The following is a 16,234-nucleotide window of genomic DNA, read 5'->3' as shown; positions in this document are numbered from 1 at the left end:
CGGTTTTCAAGACCGTCGAGGCCAAGAGGACGACATGGGGGCCGGATCGTCGATCCGGCCCTTTCTCGTGGTGCGCCCGTCAGAGCCCCGCGACCGGCGCCGGGCGGCTGCCGTCGAAGAAGCGCGACAGGCGATATTCCTTTGGATCGGCGATCGGCTTGTCCCCGGTGACGAGGTCGGCGACCAGATGGCCCGCCGCGGGCCCGATGCCGAAGCCATGGCCCGAAAAGCCGGTCGCCACGATCAGGCCGGCGACCTTGTCGGTCGGCGAGATCACCGGCACGGCGTCGGGCGTCGCGTCGATGAAGCCGGCCCAAGCCTGCACCATGCGGGAATCCTTGAACACCGGGAAGCGCTGTTTCAGCGCCCGGAAAGCCTGTTCGAGATAGCCGACGTCCGGGGTCGGATCGAGCGTGCGCGCGGCCTCGTAGACCGACGGCTCGTCGAAGGGCCGGCGCACCGCCTCGTTCCATTCGGTGAAGAAGCGCGGTCCGAACCTGAGCCGGAGCGACTTGTACTCGAGCCTCAACGCCGGAATGAAGTCGAAGAAGAACCGGAAACTGTCCGGCACGATCGGCACGACGTTCACATGGCCGTTGGCGATCGTGTAGCCGCCGTCCTGGCGCTTGCGGAACGCGAAATCGTGGTCCCACAGCGCCGCCGGCGGACCGCCCTCGATCGGCGAGGTGCGAAACACGCTGGCGCGGACCTTGAGCTGCGGCAGGTCGATGCCGACGTCCTTCAGGATGCGGCGCGTCCAGGCGCCGCCGGCGACCACGACGCTCGATGCCGCGATGCGGCCGCGTTCGGTGACGACGCCGACGACCTTGCCGCCGGCGGTCTCGACGCCGCGCACCGCGCAGTCGGTCAGGATCGTCGCGCCCTTGCGCCGCGCTGCCTCGGCGATCGCGGGCGCCGCCTTCTGCGGCTCGGCCCGCCCGTCCGATGCGCACCACAGTGCCGCTTTCTTGGGCGCCGTGTCGCCCGGCATGAGCTCGGCATAGCGGCCGCCGGTCAGCATCTCGGCGTGAATGTCGGCCGCCGCGGCCTCCTTGACCCATTCCTCGTAATAGGCCGCCTTGGCCTCGTCGGCGGCCGAGAACATGATGCCGGTGGTGGTGAAGCCGGTATCGGCGCCGATATGGGCATCCATGCCGCGCCAGAGCCGCAGCGCCTCGCGGATCAGCTCGAACTCGCGCGGATCGCGCTTGGCCTGCCGGCACCAGCCCCAGTTCCGGCCGGATTGCTCGCCGGCGATATAGCCCTTCTCGCACAGCACGACCTTGAGGCCGCGCTCGGCGAGATAGAGCGCGCTCGACGTTCCGATGATGCCGCCGCCGACGATGACGACGTCGGCGGTCGAGGGGAACGCGAGGTCGGAGGCGACGGGTACGATATGCGGTCCCATGGACGTCCTTCTTGTTCTTCGCGAGATGATCCGGGCGCGCGGCCCGGCAGGGGAGACGCGAGGATCAAGCAATCGCGGGGCCGCCGGTCATGTGCTGACCGGACCTCCGCCCTGCGTCAGTCGGCTCGCGCGGGCGCCATTTGTCCGACGAGCGGCCGCGCCCGCCCGGCCGCGGCCTCACCGGCGCGCTGGACGCGGCCGCAGCGACGCGCGATGCTGCCCCATGGTCGCGTCGGCGTCGAGCCTTTCGGCCGTGTCGGGCCGCGAGCGACGGCCCCGAGGTGAGCGATGAAGAACTTTCCGACCGACCTGCTCCGCACCTTCGTCGCCGTGGTCGACCTCGACAATTGCACGCGCGCCGGCGAGCGGGTCGGGCGCACGCAGTCGGCGGTCAGCCTGCAACTGAAGCGGCTTCAGGAACTGGCCGGCGCGCCGCTGTTCGTGCGCGAGGCCGGCGGCGCGCTGACCGAGACCGGCCAGATCCTCGCCAATTACGCCCGCCGCATGCTGGCGCTCAACGACGAACTGGTCATGCGCCTCGCCCGCAAGAGCCTGCAGGGCCGGCTCCAGATCGGCCTGCCGAGCGACTACGCCGACCAGATGCTCGGCAAGCTGCTCGCCCATCCGAACGCCCGCGATGCCGGCGTGGGCTTCGACGTCACCTGCGAACTGTCGGTCGCGCTGCTCGACGGTCTGGCGGAGGGCCGCTACGACGTCGTGGTCGCCATGACGCCCGATGCGCCGGCGGAGAATGCCTTCATCGCCGCGCGCGAACGGCTGGTCTGGGTCGGCCGGCCGGAGGCGGTCGCCGGTCCGGACGAGATCCTGCGCATCGTCGCCTCGCCCGAAGGCTGCCTCTACCGCGGCGCCATGCTGGAGGCGCTGCAGCGCGACGGCCGGCCGTTCGAGATCGTCTACACCAATCCGAGCTTCGCCGGCCTCGACGCCGCGATCGCCTCCGGCTTCGGCGTGACCGCGGTGGCCGGATCGATCGTGCCCGCGCGCCTCGCCCGCCTGCCGGAACCGAGCGGCCTGCCGGCGCTCGGCGATGCCGTGGTCGGCGTCTATCTCGGCAAGGGCGAGCAGCGCGCGGCGGCGCTGTCGCTGGCCGCGCTGCTCGCCGAGCTGACCGGCCTCGGCGGCGCCACCGCCCGCCTCGCGTCCTGATCCGCGCGCCCCGCATCGCCTGTGCCGGCGTGCTCGGACCTGCTTCGCAAACCCCGAAGCAGAAGAGCCGAAAAGACTATTTTTCCCGAAGAACGCCGCGCGCCATTCTCTCCGCGACACCGATATTCCGCCCCGATCCGCACCGCGATCCGGGCGCCCGTCGCAAGGAGATGCCCCCATGATCCGCACCGGCGACCAGTACCGCGAGTCGATCCGCGACGGCCGCGAGGTCTTCATCGACGGCGAGCGCGTCAAGGACGTGCCGAGCCATCCGATGTTCAAGCCGCTCGTCGACATCCGCGCCCGCATCTACGACATGCAGTGGGATGCGCGCACCCGCGACGTGATGACCTACACCGAGGAGGGTCAGACCCACGGCATCGGCAACAAGCTGCCGAAGACGCAGGGCGACTGGTGGGACAAGCGCCGCGCGACCGACACCGTGCTCGAGGAGGTCGGCGGTATCGTCACCCGCGTCGGCGACGAGACCGTCGGCGAGATGTGGTCGCTGTTCGACGGCCAGGACGTGCTCAACGAGGTCGATCCGCGCTTCTCGGAGAACATTCGCAACCACATCCTGCGCGTCCTCCACAACGACCCGTTCCACGTCTCGGCCAACACCGATCCGAAGGGCGACCGCTCGAAGCCGCCGCAGGCGCAGGATCCGGACATGCTGCTGCATGTCGTGAAGGAGACCGACGCCGGCATCGTCGTGCGCGGCGCCAAATACGAGACGGCCGCCGCCTACGCCAACCAGGCCTTCACCAAGCCGACCATCGCCAACTGGGGCGACAGCGCCTATTCCGACTATGCGGTCGGCTTCATCTGCGATCTCGGCTCGCCGGGCCTGAAGTTCATCTGCCGCACCGGCTTCGCCGGTCGCCGGCCGATTGAAGACTATCCGGTCTCGAACCGCTTCGACGAGGTCGATGCGCTGGTCGTGTTCGACGACGTGCTGATCCCCTGGGAGAACGTGCTGTTCTACCGCCACACCAAGGCGGCAATGTTCATCCGCGCGACGCTGCATCGTTATTCGGCCTTCGCCTACGTGCAGCGCAATCTGAAGCTCGCCGACATGCTGATCGGTGCGGCGCTGTTCAACGCGCGCCAGACCGGTCTCGACAAGCAGCAGGCGGTGCAGGAGAAGCTCGCCCAGCTCGCCGTCTATCGCGAGGGCATCAACGCCCATCTGACCGGCGCGATCACGCTCGCCGAGCGTTCGCCGGGCGGGCTCCTGATGCCGAACCAGTCGCTGCTCTATACCGGGCGCGTGCTCGCCTGCTCGCAGCTTCACGAGATGATGCACATCGCCCGCGAGCTCTGCGGCGGCCAGATCTGCGTGACGCCGGACGCGGCCACCTTCGCCCACCCCGAAGCCAAGCCCTGGCTGGAGAAGTTCTACAAGGTCAACGAGGATTGGGTCGCCGAGGACCGTCGCAAGCTGCTCGCCTTCGCGCGCGACATCCTGAACTCCGACTATGCCGGCCACCGGCTGACCTTCCAGCTCTTCGCCCAGTCGCCGCCTTACGCGCATCTCGCGGCGGTCTACCGCAACTTCGACTGGGACGGCCCGCTCGATTTCGTCCGCAAGGCCGCCGGCCTGTCGGACCGTGTGATGGGCCCGACCACCCGGACGCCCGGCGACAGCGCGGTCAGCCGCTGGTTCGACGCCGGCATCATGAACCGCACGGCCGCGGAGTGAACACCATGACCGCCTCCCCGAACGTGCCCGTCCGGATCGCGCCCGGCGCCGAACCAGCCGACATGACCGCGCTCCGGACGCTGGCGACCGGGGCGGCGACCCTGCTGCGCGCCGCCTTTCTCGACGGCATGGCCGGAACGGCAACGACCGTGGCGGTCGTTGCGACCGACGGCCCCGCCGGACGCTCGGGCCTGACCGTATCGAGCCTGACCTCGGTCTCCGCCGATGGCGAGCGCCCGACCCTGCTCGTCTGCGTCCGCGCCGACAGCCCGACCGCGGCGGCGATCCTCTCGAACGGCACCTTTGCCGTGAACGTGCTCGGCGACCACGATGCCGCGACCGCCGACCTTTTCGCCGGACGCACCGGCATTGCCGGTCCCGAACGCTTCGACGCGGTCGAATGGGAGCCGGGCACGACCGGTTGCCCGCGCCTTGTCGACGCCCGCGCCACCTTCGAATGCCGGCTCGCCGAGACGAGTCGGGTCGGCACGCATCTGATCCTGTTCGGTGCCGTCGAGGCGGTCGTTCCCGGCTCGGCGGCCGGGTCCGCGCTCGTCTACGCCGAGCGGCGCTACCGCCGTCTCGCCCCGCTCTCCGCCTGATCCCGCCCCTTCATCCGCTGACGAGGACATGTCGATGGCCCATCGCCGCATCCGTCCGTTCAACACCCGCGATACCTATCCGGAGCAGAAGCTCTCCAACGATCTCGCCCAGGCCGTGGTCGCGCGCGGCACCATGGTGTTCCTGCGCGGCCAGTGCCCGCAGGATCTCGACACCGCCGAGGACGTCGGCATCGGCGATCCGACCGCGCAGGCGCACAAGGTGATGCAGAACATCCGCCAGCTTCTGGCCGAGGCCGGCGCGGACATGTCGCATCTGTGCAAGCTGGTCGTCTATCTGACCGATATCCGGCATCGAGAGGCCGTTTATCGGGTCATGGGCGAATATACCCAAGGCGTGCATCCGGTCTGCACGGGTCTGGTCGTGGTGGCGCTCGCCCGCCCGACCTGGCTCGTCGAGATCGACGCCACCGCCGTGATCCCGGATTGAGCGGAACGGCCACTTTGACCGAATAGTCAGGAATTCGTGCTCTAAGCGTCGGCGCCATCAGGACGCCAACAGATCGGGGATCCGACCGCCGTGACATTCTCCATCGCCGCGCGCTGCGCCAAGACCGGCCGTTTCGGCATCGTGATCTCGTCCTCGTCGCCGGCGGTGGCGGCGCGCTGCGCCCACGCGCGCGGCCGCGTCGGCGCGGTCTGCTCGCAGAACGTCACCGATCCCCGCCTCGGCCCCGCCGCTCTCGACCTGATGGCGCTCGGCGCCTCGGCGCCCGAGGCGGTTCAGGTGCTCGCCGGCTCGCGCGAGCACATGGAATTCCGCCAGGTGGTGGCGGTCGACGGCCGGGGCCGCGTCGCGATCCACACCGGCGGCCGCGGCCTCGGCATCACGGGCGAAGCGCGCGGTCGCGATTGCGCGTCGGCCGGTAACCTGCTCGCCCATGACGGCGTGCCGGCCGCCATGGTCGCCGCCTTCGAGGCCGCGACCGGCGACCTCGGCGATCGCCTGATCGCCACGCTCAAAGCCGGGCTCGCCAGCGGCGGCGAAGCCGGCCCGGTGCACTCCGCCGGCCTGCTGATGGTCGGCGACGTCCCTGGCCGATCGCCGACCTGCGGGTCGACTGGGACGATGCCGACCCGGTCGGCCGGCTCGCGGCGCTTTGGGACATCTACAAGCCGCAGCTCGACGACTACGTCACCCGCGCGCTCAACCCGACGGCCGCCCCGCGCTACGGCGTGCCGGGCGACGAGTGAGGCCGGCCTCCGCAAGTAGCCGGGAGCGGCCCATGCGGCCGGGTGGGACATGCGCTTCACGCTGAGACAGCTCACCTATTTCATCGCCGCCGGCGAGACCGGCTCGATCACGCTCGCCTCCGAGCGGATCGCGATCTCGCAGCCGTCGATTTCGACCGCCATCTCGCATCTCGAGCAGGAACTCGGCGTCCAGCTCTTCGTCCGCCACCATGCCCAGGGCCTGACGCTGACGCCGGTCGGCCGCACGGTGCTCGCCGAGGCGAAGAAGCTCGTCGAGCAGGCCGAAGGCCTCTATGCCGTCGCCTCCGAGGCGATCGACCAGATCCGCGGCGAGCTGACCGTCGGCTGCATGGTGACGCTCGCGCCGATGGTGCTGCCGGAACTGTCGCACGCCTTCACCGCCGCCTATCCGGGCGCGCGCCTGCGCCATGTCGAGGCCGACCACGAGCGCCTGATCGACGGCCTGCGTCGGGCCGAGATCGACGTGGTGATCACCTACGATCTGCTGGTGCCGGACGATATCGCCTTCACGCCGCTCGCGAGCCTGCCCGCGCACGTCGTCGTCAGCGAGATCCATCCGCTCGCCCGCCATTCCAGCGTCTCGCTGCGCCAGATCGCCGAGGAGCCGCTGATCCTGCTCGATCTGCCGATCAGCCGGGAATACTTCCTCGCGCTGTTCTACAAGGACGGCCTGACGCCGCGCATCCATTCGCGCTCGCCGCATCAGGAGGTCGTGCGCACGATGGTCGCCAACGGCTACGGCTACACGCTCGCCAATGTCCGGCCGCGCTCCGATCTCGCCCTCGACGGTCGCCGCGTCGTGCGGATCGAACTGACCGGCGATCACCGCGCCATGGTGATCGGCGCCGCCACGCTCGAAGGCCGCCGCAAGTCGCGGCTGATGGGCGCGTTCGAAGCCCACTGCCGCGCATTCGTCTCCGACGGCTACATTCCAGGCATGGCGGTTCCGCAACGCCGCCCGGAGCCGCGCTCAGATCCGCGCCTCGAGCCGCGCCCCAAATCGCAAGCGGAATCGGAGCCCGGGCCGTGACGCCCTCCATGCCGACGACCCTGACCCGCCTCGCCTTTTCCGGCACGCCGCGCGACTTCGGCGTCGCGCTCGGCCGCTTCGGCGCCGCCGCGGTGCACGGCTATCTGACCGCCACGCGCGGCTGGGCCGAGATCACCGCGTTTCGCGACGACGACCGCGTGCTGCGCATGGAGCGGCTGGTCGCCGAACGGCTTCCCCGTCATCGCGCCGAGATCGCCGGGCTCGCCGAGGGCCTCGGCCTGCCCGAGACCGATGTCTTCGCCTGGCATTGCCGCGGCGACCTCCGCGCCGCGGCGGCCGTGCCCGATGTGCCGGAAGGCTGCACGACGCTGCTCGTTCCCGGCGACGAACCGCTGATCGCCCATAACGAAGACGGCGATCCGGCCTTTCGTGGTGCCTGCGCACTGGTCGAAGCGAGAATCGACGGCGGCCCGGCGCTGACCGCCTTCGCCTATCCGGGCTCGCTGCCCGGCAACGCCTTCGGCTGGAACGCGCACGGGTTGGTCGCCACGGTCAACAACGTGCGTCCGATCGGCATGGGTGTGCGTGCGGGCGAAGCCGGTCTACCGCGCATGATCCTCGGTCGCGCGCTGCTCGACAGCCCGGATCTCGATGCCGCGGCGCGGCTCGTGATGGATAACCCGCGCGCCGGCGGCTTCCATTTCGCGGTGGCCCAGGCCGGCGATCGGCGTCTGATCAGCATCGAGTTCACGGGCGCGGCCGTCTCGGTGGTCGCGCTCGACCGTCCGAGCGCCCACGCCAATCACCTCGTCCACACCGCGATGCGGGACACGCCGCAGATCGTCACGGCCTCGTCGGCCGCGCGGCAGCAGCGTGCCGACACGATCCTGACCCGGGATCCCACGATCGCTCCGCAGGTCTTTCTCGGCGACACGGCCGGCGATCTACCGATCCACCGCGCCGCGCCCGACGATCCCGACGAGGAGAACACGCTCGCGACGCTGGTCGTCCGCGCCCGTCGCGACGGCCTCAGCGGCGAAGTCCGTGATGCGGATGGAGCCGTCACGGCGGTGCTGGACGGCCATGGATGACAAAACGCCGGCCTGGAAGCCCCGACCGGCGCAAAGATCAAGCAGCAGACCGTGGGTGGGCCCCGCCCATCGGCGAACCCGAGCGCCGATCGCGTCAAAGCGCCGGCATCGGACCAAGCAATCTGCGCCCTGCCGTCAGTCAATCCGACAAGGGCCCCGCCAGACACCGGAACTTCTGAAACACCAGCACTTCCAAAAGACACCGGCGCCCTACTCAAAACACCCGAGCGGCGCGCCAGGCGCGCCGCCAGATCTCGAGCCCGTCTCCGGCCTCAGTGCGAGGCCGGGATGTGCGCGCCGGCGTCCGGCCGGATCTCGGCCGCGATCAGCCCCTTCGGGCCTTCGCCGAAGCGAACCAGGACCGTCTGGCCGGGGCGCAATTCGGTGATGCCGAAGCGGCGCAGGGTCTCCATGTGGATGAAGATGTCGGGCGTGCCGTCACCGCGGGTCAGGAAGCCGAAGTCCTTGACGCGGTTGAACCATTTCACCGTCACGCGCTCGACCGGGCTCGACGGCACCACCTGCACATGCGCACGCGACGGCGGCAGCTGCGAGGGATGGACCGCGCTCGTCTCGTCCATGTGCAGGATGCGCAGCGCCTGCAGCCCTCGCGGCCGGTCGAGCACCTCGACCACCACGCGCGCACCCTCATAGGCGGTCTGGAAACCGTCACGCCTGAGGCAGGTCACATGCAGCAGGATGTCGGGCAACCCATTGTCGGGCACGATGAAACCGTACCCCTTGGCAATGTCGAACCACTTGATGGTCCCCGCCACTTCGATCACATCGACGGCACTGTCGTCGATGATGTCGAGGCTTGGTTGGGCGTCTGGCGAAAACTTGGCCCCCATACCGACTACCCCCTGCTTCGATCCGCGCCGTCCCCCCGACGGGCTTTCGTATGCCGGCTTCCTCCGACACGGATGATTCTATGAACCGAAGCATAACATCCCCGATCAGCGTTGACAGAGCCCACGCCGGTCCTTGTCACTGAAACTGTGAAAATCCACCGCTCAGTCGCAGCACACCGCGAGACCTGCCGAAGCGCCTCGAATGCACAGTGGAGCTTGCGCTCTCCTTGTTCGACATCTGCTTGAGGATCGGCTCTCAAGATACTGAGAAGTCGAACACTGTGCCGATTGGCCCTCGGAGCACGTGATCAGCGAGGGCATCGAGCGGCGTCGCTTCGCGATTGACGATCACGAGCCGCGCTCCGGCCCGTTTGGCGATGACCGGAAACGTTGCCGCAGGCTGCACGACCAGCGACGAACCGATCGCCAGATAGAGATCGGCCTCCTCGGCGAGTTCCTCCGCCGCCCACATCGCCGCCGGGTTCAGGGACTGGCCGAACGAGATCACCGCCGCCTTGAGCAGCCCGCCGCAATGCCGGCAGCGCGGCGCCTCGCCGGTCGCGGCGATCTCGGCCTCCAGCCCGTCGTATTCAGCCCTTTCGTTGCAGGTCAGGCAGGTCGCATAGGTGCCGTTGCCATGCAGCTCGACCAGCCGGTCCGGCGGCGTGCCGGCGCGCTGATGCAGCCCGTCGATGTTCTGCGTGACCACCCCGATCACCCGCCGCTCGGCCGCCAGCCGCGCCAGCGTCCGGTGTGCGATGTTCGGCTCGGCCGCCTGGAACGCGCGCAGGAAATGGAAGCGCCGCCGCCAGTCCTCCAGACGCGCGCCCTCCGAAGCGACGAAGTCTGCGTATTCGATCGGCTTCATCCGCGACCACAGGCCACCCGGCGAGCGGAAGTCCGGAATGCCCGATTCGGTCGAGATGCCGGCGCCGGTGAAGGCGACGACGCGCTCGGAGCTCGCGATCAGTTGAGCGAGCAGTCGTCTTTGCTCCGACACGGTCTCGACGATATGCATGTCACCTCGAAAGCGAACCGATCGGAGGAACCGAACCCATGCGATATCTGCACACGATGGTGCGCGTCCGCAATCTCGAGGAAAGCCTCGATTTCTGGGTCAACAAGTTCGGCCTGGTGGAGGTCCGGCGGATGGACTCCGAGACCGGCCGCTTCACACTGGTGTTCCTCTGCGCCGACGAGGATCGCGCCGCGGTCGACGCCGCGCTCGCGAGCGGCCGCCGCGACGCGCCGTGCCTGGAACTGACCTACAACTGGGAGCCGGAAGACTACGGCTCGGCCCGCAATTTCGGCCACCTCGCCTACGAGGTCGACGACATCTACGCGACCTGCGCCAAGCTGATGGCCGCCGGCGTCACCATCAACCGCCCGCCGCGCGACGGCCACATGGCCTTCGTCCGCTCGCCAGACCTGATCTCGATCGAGATCCTCCAAAAAGGCGAGCGCAAGGCCCCTGCCGAGCCGTGGGCGAGCATGCCGAACACCGGTAGCTGGTGAGCCCCCGAGCGCGCGCGAACCGCGCGCGCTCACATCTCGACGACCTTGCCCTCTTCGAGCGTGATCCGCCGGTCCATGCGCTCGGCAAGGTCCATGTTGTGCGTCGCGATCAGCGCCGCGAGGCCAGAGGCGCGCACGAGCGCGGAGAGCGCGTCGAAAACGTAATGCGCGGTCTTCGGATCGAGGTTGCCGGTCGGCTCGTCCGCGAGCAGCAGCCGCGGCGCGTTGGCGACCGCGCGGGCGATGGCGACGCGCTGCTGTTCGCCGCCCGACAGTTCCGACGGCCGATGGCCGACGCGCTCGCCGAGCTTCATGTAGGACAAGAGTTCCTTCGCCCGCTCCGACGCCGTCTTGCCGTCGAGGCCGCGGATCATCTGCGGCAGCATGACGTTTTCGAGCGCCGTGAACTCCGGCAGCAGATGGTGGAACTGGTATACGAAGCCGATCTCCAGCCGCCGGATCGCGGTGCGCTCGGCGTCGTCGAGCTTTCCCGCAGCCCGGCCGGAGAGAAACACCTCGCCGCCGTCCGGCCGTTCGAGCAGACCCGCAAGCTGCAGGAGCGTCGACTTGCCGGCGCCCGAGGGCGCGATCAGCGCGACGATCTCGCCGGCGCGAATCTCCAGCTCCGCACCACGCAACACGTCGAGCGTCCGCTCGCCCTGCACATAGCGGCGTTCGACGCCGGCGAGCCGCAGCACAGGCTTGTCGGCCGGCGCCAGTCCGAGCCGACCGACGCCGCTCCCCGGCTGATTGGCCGAAAGGTGATCGGCCACGAAATCCTGATCCTGATCCGGCATCTTCGGGCTCATTCGTACCTCAGCGCGTCGACCGGATCTAGCTTGGCGGCCTTCCAGGCCGGATAGATCGTGGCGAGCAGCGACAGCACGAGCGCCATGATCACCACGGCCGTCGTCTCGCCGGACTGCATGTCAGCCTTCATCCGCGACAGGAAATAGACCTCGGGCGGGTAGAGATTGGTGCCGAGCACCCAAGAGAGCCCCTGCCGGACCTCCTCGATGTTGCGGCAGACCAGCACGCCGAGCAGGAAGCCCGCGATCGTGCCGGCCGTGCCGATTGCGGCCCCCGTGATGAAGAACACGCGCAGGATCGAGCCGCGCGTCGCCCCCATGGTCCGGAGGATAGCCACGTCGCGCGACTTGTCCTTCACCAGCATGGTGAGACCGGCGACGATGTTGAGCGCCGCCACCAGCACGATCATGGTCAGGATCAGGAACATCACGTTGCGCTCGACCTCGAGCGCGGCGAAGAAGGTGACGTTGCGCTGCCGCCAGTCGGAGACGAAGATCGAGCGCTGCGCCGCCTGCTCGATCGGCTGCCGAAGCGCGCCGACCTGATCGGGGTCGTCGGTGAAGATGTCGATCGCGCTCGCCTGCCCGTCCTTGTTGAAGAAGGCCTGCGCCTCCCCGAATGGCATGAACACGAAGGCATTGTCGTATTCCGACATGCCGACCGAGAAGATCGCCGTGACCGGGAACGACTTGAAGCGCGGCGTGACGCCGAACGGCGTGACATTGCCGCGCGGCGCGGCAATCGTGACCGGATCGCCGAGCGCGATGCCGAGGTTCTGCGCGAGCCTGGAGCCGATCGCGACGCCGTGACCCTGGTCGAAACCGTCGAGCGTGCCCTGCTTCACGCCCTTCGACACCAGCGTGATCTTGTCGAGATCGTCCTTGGCGATGCCGCGCACCAGCACGCCGAGCGCGCCGCCCTGCCCCGAGGCCAGCGCCTGGCCCTCGACGAAGGGGATCGCGAACTTCACGCCCTTCACCATGGCGATGCGGTCGGCGACGTCGCGATAGTCGGTGAAGGAGGATTCGGTCGCCTGCGCGATCAGATGGCCGTTGAGGCCGAGGATCTTCGACAGGAGCTCGGTGCGGAAGCCGTTCATCACCGCCATGACGACGATCAGCGTCGCGACGCCGAGCATGATGCCGATGAAGGAGAAGCCGGCGATGATCGAGATGAAGGTCTCGCGCCGCCGCGAGCGCAGATAGCGCCACGCGATCATCCACTCGAACGGCGCGAACGGCCGCGTTCCGGTCGGTTCCGTCGCAGTCTTTGCCGTCATACCCGCTTCCGATCCTCGTTGCCGGGGTCCCGCGCGCGCCGCACGCGGCAGGATCCCGGTTGGTCCTTGGTTTGTCCGGCGCCCGATCAGGCCCCGATCAGCTTGGCGACCGCCGCGTCGGGCGTCATCAGCTCGCGCTCGCCGGTGGCGCGGCGCTTGACCTCGACCTTGCCCTCGGCGAGCCCCTTCGGGCCGACGATGATCTGCCAGGGCAGACCGATCAGGTCCATGGTCGCGAACTTGCCGCCAGCGCGGCCGTCGACATCGTCGAGCAGCACGTCCAGGCCCGACTTGGTCAGCCGCTGGTAGAGCTCGTTGCACGCGCCGTCGACCGCCGCATCGCCGACCTTCATGTTGATGATGCCGACATTGAACGGCGCCACCTGGTCCGGCCACACGATGCCGGCCTCGTCGTGGCTGGCCTCGATGATGCCGGCGACCAGACGCGACACGCCGACGCCGTAGGAGCCCATGTGCACCGGCTTCTCGACGCCGTCCGGGCCGGCGACCTTGGCACCCATCGGCTCGGAGTACTTGGTGCCGAAGTAGAAGATGTGGCCGACCTCGATGCCGCGCGCGGCGACGCGCTTGTCCTCGGGGATCGCGGCGAAGGCGGCCTCGTCGTGCTTCTCTTCCGTGGCGGCGTAGAAGGAGGTCCACGCCTTCACCGTGCCGGAGAGATCCGACTGGAAATCGGTGTCCTCGGGCGGGATCGGCATCTCGAGCAGGTCGCGATGGCAGAACACCTGGCTCTCGCCGGTCGAGGCGAGAATGATGAACTCGTGGCTCATGTCGCCGCCGATCGGGCCGGAATCGGCCTTCATCGGGATCGCCTTGAGGCCCATCCGCGCATAGGTGCGCAGGTAGGCGACGAACATCCGGTTATAGGCGGCGCGCGCGGCCTCCTGGTCGACGTCGAAGGAATAGGCGTCCTTCATCAGGAACTCGCGGCCGCGCATCACGCCGAAGCGCGGGCGCACCTCGTCGCGGAACTTCCACTGGATGTGGTAGAGATTGAGCGGAAGATCGCGATACGAGCGGACGTAGGAACGGAAGATCTCCGTCACCATCTCCTCGTTGGTCGGGCCGTAGAGCATCTCGCGCTCGTGCCGGTCCTCGATGCGCAGCATCTCCTTGCCGTAGTCGTCATAGCGGCCCGATTCGCGCCAGAGATCGGCCGACTGGATCGTCGGCATCAGGAGCTCGAGCGCGCCGGCGCGATTCTGCTCCTCGCGCACGATGTTGCCGATCTTCGACAGGACCTTGAGGCCGAGCGGCAGCCACGAGTAGATGCCCGCGGACTGCTGGCGAATCATGCCGGCGCGCAGCATCAGGCGATGGGAAACGATCTCCGCTTCCTTGGGATTTTCCTTGAGGATGGGCAGGAAGTACCGCGACAGGCGCATGGGAACGGGCCCTTGGGAAGAGGCCGGGAACCGGTCGTCTGACCGAGAATCCCGGCGAAATAACGTCGGGCCCACACAAAGCCGAACGGGGCCCAAAACACAAGCACCGCCGCACGAGACAGACATGCCGGGCGATGCCCGCGGCCGGCGAAGCTGAGCCCGTTCGGCGGCTCGAGCCCGGCGACTGCACCGTCGCATGTCGAGATCGCCCTGGTTCCGAGGCATTGCCCGGCGTTGGCGGCGCCTCGCGGTTCCGCGTCCACCCAACGCTCGAAACCTTCGCGAATCCGCCGCCGATTGCCACTTTCAGGCGCATCCGACGCGCCGTGCCGCTGCTGCCGAATTGAGCAGGCGTAGCGAAAGGGCAGTCGCGCCTCCCGCGCCTCGATTGACGGAAGATCCGGAAACCACACGCAATTCTCTGCTTTCGGCCCCTTGCGAAAAAATGCGGTTGTCGTTGCACGGGGAGATGACAAACCGATTTAGAGCGGCTATGGTCCGTCTCCATAAAGAGAGGGTTCGCGAGGAACGGGAAAACCGCCCGCATGAGGACCCCTCGAGGCATCGCGGTCTAAGTCTTGGGAGGAAGGACCTCGGGCGCACTCTTCGGAGTTGCAGCCACCCGTCGGAAGCGGTCAGGCGTTTCCGCGAGGGTAAAAGAGGTTGAGACGCGTCAACTACCATGAAGCAAGGCTCGCGAGGGCCTTGCTTTTTTCTTTTGGGTCTCTTGCTTTTTCATTTGGCTCGGTGGTCCGCACCTCTCCCGGCGCCCCGGACCCGATCCACGCACAGCCGGATGCGAATCCCGAGGCGGTAAGAGCGCTATGCGCGCGAGACACCCGCGGCCGCATCGCCCACACAGGATCGCCGGCCCGTGGCGCGACGCCATCCAGAGCGCTCGGACGGCCCGATTATTCGGCAGGCCAGATGATGATGGTTTTAAAGGATCCAGGCGCGGGCCGCGACACGCAGGGCCGCTTCGGGTCGAGCCCGCCGGCCAAGGTCACGTACGCTCCGAGCGATGCCCACCGGCCGTCGTGGCCCTCTCACGACGGCCGGCCCTCGTTGGGTCTCGTACGCGTTAGCGCGTAATCGTTAGATCACGGCGCGCCGCCTGCCGCAATGCCGCGACAGAAATGTGATGAAAGCGCGCGGTCGGCGCGCGCGCTGAGGCGGCTTCCTTCAGGAGAACTTCGGCAGGAACGGCACGTCGTCGAGCGTGTAGCCGTTTGCCATCAGCGCCCAGAGCCCGCCGAAGATCAGCGCCGATACGATCGAGGTCCAGATCACTTTCTTCAGCATCATCGGCGCGAGCGGCGCGGCCGGCTCGGTGCCCGGCACGACCGGCCCCGCCTCATGCTGCGCGCGCACGCCGAAGGGCAGGATCGCGAAGAGAATGGTCCACCAGATCACGAAGTAGATCGCGATCGCCGTGCCGATCTTCATGGCTCTGTGCGTCCCTGTTGTACCCTGCGTGACCGAAGTCCGTGCCGCGAAGGGTTCGCCCCCGCGGCGATTGAATAGACCGGACCGCGCCGCGGCGCCATTCACATCCCGTCGACCGGCCCGCCGGGCGGCCCGCACATTGCGGGGCCACCACGGACCGTGACGATCAGGCCTGCTCGAGCTCGACCAGCGTGCCGAAGAAGTCCTTCGGATGCAGGAACAGCACCGGTTTGCCGTGGGCGCCGATCTTCGGCTCGCCCGAGCCGAGCACGCGGGCGCCCTCGGCCTTCAGCTTGTCGCGCGCGACGATGATGTCGTCGACCTCGTAGCAGACATGGTGGATGCCGCCGTCCGGGTTCTTTTCCAGGAACTTGGCGATCGGGCTATCGGCGCCGAGCGGCTCCAGGAACTCGATCTTGGTGTTCGGCAGCTCGACGAACACGACCGTGACGCCATGGTCCGGCTGCGGCGTCGCGGCCGACACGGTCGCGCCGAGCGTGTCGCGGTAGGTCGCCGACGCCTTGGCGATGTCCTTGACCGCGATGGCGACGTGATTGAGGCGTCCGATCATGAGCGTTTCTCCCGTTTCTCGCCCGAGAGATAGACGCCCCTGCCCGCCCCGGCAACGGCGCGGGCCTCGGCCTTTCGTCGCGGGCGCACCGCGACGAAAAACCGAGGCGACAGGCCGAAGCGCGTCAGACCTGCCCGCGTCAGACCTGCCCCTGTCAGACCT

The 16,234-nt window shown here is 68.4% G+C and carries 15 protein-coding genes and 1 pseudogene; 8 read left to right on the top strand and 8 right to left on the bottom strand.

From position 1 onward, the window contains the following. Nucleotides 1-79: 79 nt before the first annotated feature. Nucleotides 80-1,408: an FAD-binding oxidoreductase gene (locus ABS361_06725; GenBank protein XBY45935.1), complete on the bottom strand. Its 1,329-nt coding sequence runs from the start codon at nucleotides 1,406-1,408 to the stop codon at nucleotides 80-82. 288 nt (nucleotides 1,409-1,696) lie between these two features. On the opposite strand from ABS361_06725, the gene ABS361_06720 reads away from it, so the two are divergent. The 7 genes and pseudogenes from ABS361_06720 to ABS361_06690 all read left to right on the top strand — a co-directional run bounded on the left by ABS361_06720 (nucleotide 1,697) and on the right by ABS361_06690 (nucleotide 8,194). Then, on the top strand, nucleotides 1,697-2,575 hold the full coding sequence (locus ABS361_06720; GenBank protein XBY45934.1) for a LysR substrate-binding domain-containing protein: 879 nt from the start codon (nucleotides 1,697-1,699) through the stop codon (nucleotides 2,573-2,575). 178 nt (nucleotides 2,576-2,753) lie between these two features. Continuing rightward, a complete protein-coding gene (locus ABS361_06715; GenBank protein ID XBY45933.1) occupies nucleotides 2,754-4,277 on the top strand; it encodes a 4-hydroxyphenylacetate 3-hydroxylase family protein in 1,524 nt (507 codons plus the stop codon). A gap of 5 nt (nucleotides 4,278-4,282) precedes the next feature. Next, complete coding sequence (locus ABS361_06710) at nucleotides 4,283-4,879, top strand: flavin reductase family protein (protein XBY45932.1); 597 nt, start codon at nucleotides 4,283-4,285, stop codon at nucleotides 4,877-4,879. A gap of 34 nt (nucleotides 4,880-4,913) precedes the next feature. Continuing rightward, nucleotides 4,914-5,327: a RidA family protein gene (locus ABS361_06705; protein ID XBY45931.1), complete on the top strand. Its 414-nt coding sequence runs from the start codon at nucleotides 4,914-4,916 to the stop codon at nucleotides 5,325-5,327. Nucleotides 5,328-5,417: 90 nt separating this feature from the next. Next, nucleotides 5,418-6,091, top strand: a pseudogene (locus ABS361_06700) (DUF1028 domain-containing protein). Between the two features lie 49 nt (nucleotides 6,092-6,140). Continuing rightward, complete coding sequence (locus ABS361_06695; protein XBY45930.1) at nucleotides 6,141-7,142, top strand: LysR family transcriptional regulator; 1,002 nt, start codon at nucleotides 6,141-6,143, stop codon at nucleotides 7,140-7,142. Then, nucleotides 7,139-8,194, top strand: coding sequence for a C45 family peptidase (locus ABS361_06690; GenBank protein ID XBY45929.1), 1,056 nt, complete (start codon nucleotides 7,139-7,141; stop codon nucleotides 8,192-8,194). Before ABS361_06695 ends, ABS361_06690 begins: the two co-directional genes overlap by 4 nt. A 272-nt stretch (nucleotides 8,195-8,466) precedes the next feature. Here the strand turns inward: ABS361_06690 and ABS361_06685 are convergent, their stop codons facing one another. Together ABS361_06685 and ABS361_06680 are read right to left on the bottom strand one after the other, a co-directional pair. Continuing rightward, nucleotides 8,467-9,045, bottom strand: a complete 579-nt coding sequence (locus ABS361_06685; GenBank protein XBY45928.1) for a cold-shock protein — start codon at nucleotides 9,043-9,045, stop codon at nucleotides 8,467-8,469. A gap of 256 nt (nucleotides 9,046-9,301) precedes the next feature. Further along, nucleotides 9,302-10,063, bottom strand: a complete 762-nt coding sequence (locus ABS361_06680) for a Sir2 family NAD-dependent protein deacetylase (protein XBY45927.1) — start codon at nucleotides 10,061-10,063, stop codon at nucleotides 9,302-9,304. 38 nt (nucleotides 10,064-10,101) lie between these two features. On the opposite strand from ABS361_06680, the gene ABS361_06675 reads away from it, so the two are divergent. Further along, the gene (locus ABS361_06675; GenBank protein XBY45926.1) at nucleotides 10,102-10,560 is read left to right on the top strand and encodes a VOC family protein; all 459 of its coding nucleotides are present in this window, start codon (nucleotides 10,102-10,104) and stop codon (nucleotides 10,558-10,560) included. A 29-nt stretch (nucleotides 10,561-10,589) separates the two neighbouring features. Here the strand turns inward: ABS361_06675 and ABS361_06670 are convergent, their stop codons facing one another. From ABS361_06670 to mce, 5 genes are all read right to left on the bottom strand, one after another. After that, nucleotides 10,590-11,369 (bottom strand): ABC transporter ATP-binding protein, encoded by a 780-nt coding sequence (locus tag ABS361_06670; protein XBY45925.1) that lies wholly within the window; start codon nucleotides 11,367-11,369, stop codon nucleotides 10,590-10,592. Beyond that, entirely contained in the window at nucleotides 11,366-12,649 is a 1,284-nt protein-coding gene (locus ABS361_06665; GenBank protein ID XBY45924.1) for a lipoprotein-releasing ABC transporter permease subunit, read from the bottom strand. Before ABS361_06665 ends, ABS361_06670 begins: the two co-directional genes overlap by 4 nt. Before the next feature lie 86 nt (nucleotides 12,650-12,735). Then, on the bottom strand, nucleotides 12,736-14,055 hold the full coding sequence (gene proS, locus ABS361_06660; protein XBY45923.1) for a proline--tRNA ligase: 1,320 nt from the start codon (nucleotides 14,053-14,055) through the stop codon (nucleotides 12,736-12,738). 1,182 nt (nucleotides 14,056-15,237) lie between these two features. Next, complete coding sequence (locus ABS361_06655) at nucleotides 15,238-15,501, bottom strand: DUF1467 family protein (protein ID XBY45922.1); 264 nt, start codon at nucleotides 15,499-15,501, stop codon at nucleotides 15,238-15,240. 166 nt (nucleotides 15,502-15,667) lie between these two features. Then, nucleotides 15,668-16,072: a methylmalonyl-CoA epimerase gene (mce, locus tag ABS361_06650; protein XBY45921.1), complete on the bottom strand. Its 405-nt coding sequence runs from the start codon at nucleotides 16,070-16,072 to the stop codon at nucleotides 15,668-15,670. Between the last annotated feature and the right edge of the window lie 162 nt (nucleotides 16,073-16,234).

This window comes from Ancalomicrobiaceae bacterium S20 (genome assembly GCA_040269895.1).
Taxonomy (GTDB): Bacteria; Pseudomonadota; Alphaproteobacteria; order Rhizobiales; family Ancalomicrobiaceae; genus Methyloraptor; species Methyloraptor flagellatus.
This window is presented reverse-complemented; position numbering and strand designations above follow the sequence as displayed.

Bases quoted from the DNA above. Each gene is read 5' to 3' on its own strand.
- ABS361_06675 (XBY45926.1), top strand. From the start codon at position 10,102: ATGCGATATCTGCACACGATGGTGCGCGTCCGCAATCTCGAGGAAAGC.
- ABS361_06725 (XBY45935.1), bottom strand. From the start codon at position 1,408: ATGGGACCGCATATCGTACCCGTCGCCTCCGACCTCGCGTTCCCCTCG.
- ABS361_06715 (XBY45933.1), top strand. From the start codon at position 2,754: ATGATCCGCACCGGCGACCAGTACCGCGAGTCGATCCGCGACGGCCGC.
- ABS361_06665 (XBY45924.1), bottom strand. From the start codon at position 12,649: ATGACGGCAAAGACTGCGACGGAACCGACCGGAACGCGGCCGTTCGCG.
- ABS361_06720 (XBY45934.1), top strand. From the start codon at position 1,697: ATGAAGAACTTTCCGACCGACCTGCTCCGCACCTTCGTCGCCGTGGTC.
- ABS361_06695 (XBY45930.1), top strand. From the start codon at position 6,141: ATGCGCTTCACGCTGAGACAGCTCACCTATTTCATCGCCGCCGGCGAG.
- ABS361_06680 (XBY45927.1), bottom strand. From the start codon at position 10,063: ATGCATATCGTCGAGACCGTGTCGGAGCAAAGACGACTGCTCGCTCAA.
- ABS361_06685 (XBY45928.1), bottom strand. From the start codon at position 9,045: ATGGGGGCCAAGTTTTCGCCAGACGCCCAACCAAGCCTCGACATCATC.
- ABS361_06705 (XBY45931.1), top strand. From the start codon at position 4,914: ATGGCCCATCGCCGCATCCGTCCGTTCAACACCCGCGATACCTATCCG.
- ABS361_06655 (XBY45922.1), bottom strand. From the start codon at position 15,501: ATGAAGATCGGCACGGCGATCGCGATCTACTTCGTGATCTGGTGGACC.
- ABS361_06710 (XBY45932.1), top strand. From the start codon at position 4,283: ATGACCGCCTCCCCGAACGTGCCCGTCCGGATCGCGCCCGGCGCCGAA.
- proS (XBY45923.1), bottom strand. From the start codon at position 14,055: ATGCGCCTGTCGCGGTACTTCCTGCCCATCCTCAAGGAAAATCCCAAG.
- mce (XBY45921.1), bottom strand. From the start codon at position 16,072: ATGATCGGACGCCTCAATCACGTCGCCATCGCGGTCAAGGACATCGCC.
- ABS361_06670 (XBY45925.1), bottom strand. From the start codon at position 11,369: ATGAGCCCGAAGATGCCGGATCAGGATCAGGATTTCGTGGCCGATCAC.